Genomic DNA, 1,603 nt, shown 5'->3' with positions numbered 1-1,603 from the left:
TGGTCAACGAAGATAGATTTGGGATAAAACGCCCGTTACACAAAGTGTTGACCAACACATCCTATTCAATATTCGATTAAGCAAGTTGGGAGAAACACCCGTGTAAATAACAAATATGAATCAATAGGATGATGTTGGAACCAATCGTAAATAACATATGGAGATGATTAATAATGATAGGAATTGGAATTGATATTTCTAAAAATAAAAGTACAGTGTCTGCAATAAATGATACTGGAGAAATCATTATGAAACCACAAGAATTTAAACATAGTGAGAATGAACTTAATAAGCTTATTCAGTGGATTAAGGATCAAGAAGATACAGTGTTCGTAGTTATGGAATCTACAGGTCATTATCATTATCCAGTATTGAAGAAGTTATATGAAGAAGGGATATATGTTAGTGTAGTTAATGCTTATCTAATGAAAAAATATGGGGATATAGAGATTAGAAAAGCTAAAACAGATAAAAAAGATGCTATTAGAATAGCTAAATACGCTATTAAAAAAAGATTTAGTCTTAAGAAATATGAAGGTGAAGATGAAAAATATAATGATTTAAAGTTTTTATCGAGACAATATAATCAAATAGTTTCAATACGAGTAAAGGCAAAGATACAATTTAACAATCTTCTTGATGAAATTATGCCTGGAATTAATAAAATTTTAACTAGAACAACAGGAAATTCAAGCAAGATATTATATGATTTTGTTGAAAAGTATGAACACTTTGATAATATCAAACGTAAGGGTGAACAAAAGTTTATAAAAGAGTATTCAGCTTGGTCAAAAAAGAAAGGATACCGTAATGGAGCAATTAAAGCACTAAAAATATATGAATTGGCCCAAAACAGTATCACAACCAGATCTGCTAATAATTCTACATATATTGCTCTTAAAAATTGTATTAAAATTTTAAGAGAAACTGAAGAATCTAGCAATTCTATTTTAACACAGATGCAAACAATTGCGTACACATTACCGGAATATAAAATTGTTAGGGAATTAAAAGGTGTTGGTGATAAGCTTGCACCAAGACTAATTGCTGAGATTGGAGATGTTAGAAAATTTACAAGTGCTAAAGCCTTGAATGCTTATGCCGGAAATGATGCACCTCCACATCAATCAGGTCAATTTGAAGGAACTAAAAGACATATATCAAAACGTGGTTCTTCTAGCTTAAGAAAAGTCGGATACGAAATAATGATGGCTTTAAAAGTTACAAAACCAACTGAAGATAATGCTGTTTATGAATTTATGATAAAAAAAGAATCCGAGGGAAAAGCAAAAAACGTGGCTAAAATGGCTGCTCTTAATAAGTTCTTAAGAATTTATTATACACGCGTTATGAATTTATATAAAACATTGTAATAGCTAGTCCACTTAATAAAGCTACTTCATAGTAGCTTTATTAAGGTTACACTTTTTTAGGTATATTAAATTAAAAATAATAGTTGACAAATTATTAGCAAGTTTGTGTAAAAAACAAATCTATCTACTCTTTTTTGTATGATTAGTTGGTATATTTGGAATAATATACTATATAAATTTTAGGAGGATTTTCTATGGCAAGAAAAAATGATATCAATTTTGATTACAAT

The 1,603-nt window shown here is 28.9% G+C and carries 1 protein-coding gene; it reads left to right on the top strand.

Annotated features, from left to right (window positions below):
• Positions 1-173 precede the first annotated feature (173 nt).
• Positions 174-1,373, top strand: a complete 1,200-nt coding sequence (locus Q0G30_RS14320) for an IS110 family transposase (protein ID WP_294391453.1) — start codon at positions 174-176, stop codon at positions 1,371-1,373.
• Positions 1,374-1,603 lie beyond the last annotated feature (230 nt).

The sequence above is a fragment of the uncultured Clostridium sp. genome (assembly GCF_934754925.1).
GTDB lineage: Bacteria > Bacillota > Clostridia > Clostridiales > Clostridiaceae > Clostridium.
Note: the sequence above shows the minus strand (reverse complement) of the source record. Positions and strands in the feature narration are given on the sequence as shown.